Raw genomic sequence first — 3,858 nt, forward strand, 5'->3', positions numbered from 1 at the left:
CCCTTTCCGCTGCCCGCCCGCGTCGCCCGCTGCCCGCTCGCGGCCGGCCTCTGCCGCGTCGCCCGCGGCCGGCCACTGCCACGGTTCTCATGCGGGTGTCCTGCGAGGTCGCGGGCTTGATGGATGCGTGTGACACATGGAACCGATGTGACCGATGTGACGTCAAAGATGCGTGCACAACCGCAACCGGCCGAGGCACGCCCGCGGGGACGGCAGGCTGGCGGAGCTCGACCTGCTGCGGTTCATCGCCGCGCTCGCCGTGCTCGCCTTCCACTACCTGGTGGCCTTCGCCTCCGTGTGGGGCGACCGGCCCGCCGAGCTCTTCCCGGCCGTCGCACCGTTCGCGGGCCTCGGCATCCTCGGCGTCGAGCTGTTCTTCGTCATCAGCGGCTTCGTCATCCTCATGAGCGCATGGGGCCGCGGCGTCGGCGCGTTCGCCCGGTCGCGGATCGTCAGGCTCTACCCCGCCTACTGGCTCAGCCTGGCAGCCGTCGCCGCCCTCTACGGCCTGACGGGCGCCACCGCGCTCGACCCGAGGCTGTCGACCGGCGGCTATCTGGTGAACGCCACCATGTTCCACCGGCTGTTCGGCGTCGCCGACGCGGCCGGCGTCTACTGGTCGCTCTGGGCCGAGCTGCGCTTCTACCTGCTGATGGCGATCCTGGTGGTCATCGGCGTCACCTACGCGCGCGTCCTGGTCTTCGGCGGCCTGTGGCTGTCCGCCGCACTCGGCGCCGAGCTCCTCGGCAACGAGGTCCTGAGCGAGATCGTCATGCCCCGCTACGCCCCCTACTTCGTGGCGGGCATGGCCCTGTACCTCATCCACCGGCACGGCAGCGCCTGGCTGCCCTGGCTCTACGTCGTCGCCGGATGGGTCATGTCGCTCCACTCCGCCCTCGAACGGGTCCACGGCCGCATCAAGGTCGCCGGTTTCAAGAACATGCCGGTGACCGACACCGCCGTGATCGTCACCGTCACGGTGATCTTCGCCGCGATGGCACTGGTCGCGCTGGGCGTTTTCAGGCTGCCGAGGTCACGGGTCCTCACCGCCCTGGGCGGCACCACGTACCCGCTCTACCTGTTCCACTCCACGCTCGCCGTGGCCCTGATCCCGCTGCTCGCCGACCGGCTGCCGCCGTGGCTCACGGCCGGCGCCACCACGCTGGCAGCCGTCCTCCTGTCATATCTCGTCTACTCCTTTGCCGAACGTCCCATTCAGCGCTTCCTCAAGCCACGCGGACTTTCACCGGCTTCCACCGTTCCCGGCGTACAGGTCGAAAAGGCGTCGGTGCCATAACTCTGTGACCCTGGGGCACTGTGAAGGGCATAGGCTCGGGCATATAAACGGCGGATAGGCAGATCCGGACGAACAGAGGGTGTTGCATGACGGTGCGTCGGGTGATGGGCATCGAGACCGAGTACGGCATCTCCGTACCTGGTCAGCCGGGCGCCAACGCGATGGTGACCTCCTCACAGGTGGTGAACGCCTACCTGGCCGCCTCGGCGGCCCGCGCCCGCAGGGCCAGGTGGGACTTCGAGGAGGAGAACCCACTGCGCGACGCGCGCGGCTTCGACCTGGCCAGGGAGGTCGCCGACCCGAGCCAGCTCACCGACGAGGACCTCGGCCTGGCCAACGTCATCCTCACCAACGGGGCGCGCCTCTACGTCGACCACGCGCACCCCGAATACTCCACGCCCGAGTGCACCAACCCCCGCGCCGCCGTCATCTGGGACAAGGCGGGCGAGCGGGTCATGTACGACGCGGCGCAGCGCGCCTCCGCCATCCCGTCGAACGCGCCCATCCAGCTCTACAAGAACAACACCGACGCCAAGGGCGCCTCCTACGGCTGCCACGAGAACTACCTGATGCGGCGCGCCACCCCGTTCGCCGACATCGTCCGCCACCTCACCCCGTTCTTCGTCTCCCGCCAGGTCGTCGTCGGCGCGGGCAAGGTCGGCATCGGCCAGGACTCCCGCGGCGAGGGCTTCCAGATCAGCCAGCGGGCCGACTTCTTCGAGGTCGAGGTGGGCCTGGAGACCACGCTCAAGCGGCCCATCATCAACACCCGCGACGAGCCGCACGCCGACCCGGAGAAGTACCGCAGGCTGCACGTCATCATCGGCGACGCCAACATGTCGGAAATTTCGACATATCTGAAGCTGGGCAGCACCGCGCTCGTCCTCGCCATGATCGAGGACGGCTTCCTCAGCCGGGACCTCACCGTCGACAATCCCGTGCAGGCCCTGCGCGCCGTCTCCCACGACCCGACCTGCCGTTACGAGATCCCCATGCGCGACGGCCGCAAGCTCACCGCCGTCCAGCTCCAGATGGAATACCTCGAGCAGGCCCGCAAGTACGTCGAGGAGCGCGGCACCGCCCAGGAGGAGCTGAACAAGGACGTCCTCGACCGCTGGGAGTCCGTCCTCACCCGCCTCGCCGAGGACCCCATGCAGCTCGCCCGCGAGCTCGACTGGGTGGCCAAGCTGGAGCTGCTGGAGGGTTATCGCACCCGCGACAACCTGTCCTGGTCGCACTCCAGGCTCCAGCTCGTCGACCTGCAATACTCCGACATCCGGCCCGACCGGGGCCTCTACAACCGCCTCGTCGCGCGGGGCCGTGTCCAGCGGCTCGTCACCGAGGAGGAGGTGCAGCGCGCCGTCGAGAACCCGCCCACCGACACCCGCGCCTACTTCCGCGGCCGCTGCCTACGGCAGTACAGCGAGTCGGTGGCCGCCGCCTCCTGGGACTCGGTGATCTTCGACATCCCCGGGCGCGAGTCCCTCCAGCGCGTGCCCACCTTGGAGCCGCTGCGCGGCACCAAGGCCCACGTCGGCGAGCTCTTCGACCGCTGCCGCACCGCCGCCGACCTCGTCGCGGCCCTCACCGGCGGCGACTGAGCCCACAGATCACAGGACGGCGCCGCGCGGGCCGCGACGCCGTCCTGGCTTCATCGTGTGATCTACAACGTAAAGGCGCCCGCTCAGATCAGCCCCACACCCAGCGTCAGCGTGCCGGCCGCCAGGCACGCCCCGCCCAGCATCGTCAGCCAGATGAGCCTGCTGGGCCTGGTGTCACTCGGGCGGACCACCGAGAGGAAGAAGCCGAGGGGCATGAGGATCGGCGCGGCCACGATCAGCGCGCGCACCAGCGCCTTCACGCCGTCGGACAGGTCGGCCTGATCGACGTACAGCATCGCGACCAGGCTGAACAGGACGAGCACCCCGGCGTGGGCGTGGCCGGCCCGCCACAGCCCGCGGCGCACCGGGTTGTCGAGGTAGCCGGGGACATGGCGCATGAAGAACGACAGCAGCGAGACGCCGCCGAAGGCGACCGCCGGCACCGTGATGAGCAGCACACCGGCCGTGCTCAGGGAAGCAGGGGACATCGCGAACCTCCTGGGAGAACGTCCGTCCCAGTATTGGATAGGAGCACTATCTAGTCAAGTCGGCAAGATCGCGAGGTGATGCGCGCGAAATGTCGCCCGGTTCGGGGAAGATAGGCCTAGAGGCAGTCCCCCGAGTGGAGGTAGGACATGGCAACCAAGGACACCGGCGGCCAGAAGCAGGCCGGTCGGCGCGAGGCCGAGGTCGAGGAGACCGAGGCTTCGACCGCGCCCGACGTTCAGGAGCGCCAGGAGAAGCTCACGGACGACGTCGACGCGATCCTGGACGAGATCGACGAGGTTCTCGAAGAGAACGCCGAGGAGTTCGTGCGCAGCTACGTCCAGAAGGGCGGAGAGTAAGGCGAGAGGGGCCGGACCGGGGGTGTGACGCCGTCCCCGGCACGTTCGTCGCCGCCGCGCCGGGACCCGGCCGGGAGCACGCCCGGCCGCGAGCACAGCGGCGTCCGGGGCCCCG

Annotated in this window: 4 protein-coding genes; 3 read left to right on the forward strand and 1 reads right to left on the reverse strand. The window is 69.3% G+C overall.

Features of this window, described 5'->3' with window-relative positions:
• Window positions 1–172 precede the first annotated feature (172 nt).
• Window positions 173–1,297, forward strand: coding sequence for an acyltransferase family protein (locus tag DQW85_RS26235; protein ID WP_113702614.1), 1,125 nt, complete (start codon window positions 173–175; stop codon window positions 1,295–1,297).
• Window positions 1,298–1,383: 86 nt separating this feature from the next.
• A complete protein-coding gene (gene dop / locus DQW85_RS26240; RefSeq protein WP_113702615.1) occupies window positions 1,384–2,898 on the forward strand; it encodes a depupylase/deamidase Dop in 1,515 nt (504 codons plus the stop codon).
• Window positions 2,899–2,981: 83 nt separating this feature from the next.
• Here dop and DQW85_RS26245 read toward each other — a convergent pair whose 3' ends face one another.
• Window positions 2,982–3,386, reverse strand: coding sequence for a hypothetical protein (locus DQW85_RS26245; RefSeq protein ID WP_113702616.1), 405 nt, complete (start codon window positions 3,384–3,386; stop codon window positions 2,982–2,984).
• Window positions 3,387–3,533: 147 nt separating this feature from the next.
• Between DQW85_RS26245 and DQW85_RS26250 the strand changes: the two genes are divergently transcribed.
• A complete protein-coding gene (locus DQW85_RS26250) occupies window positions 3,534–3,743 on the forward strand; it encodes a ubiquitin-like protein Pup (RefSeq protein WP_113702617.1) in 210 nt (69 codons plus the stop codon).
• The last annotated feature ends 115 nt before the right edge of the window (window positions 3,744–3,858 follow it).

The sequence above is a fragment of the Nonomuraea lactucae genome (assembly GCF_003313395.1).
Taxonomy (GTDB): domain Bacteria; phylum Actinomycetota; class Actinomycetes; order Streptosporangiales; family Streptosporangiaceae; genus Nonomuraea; species Nonomuraea lactucae.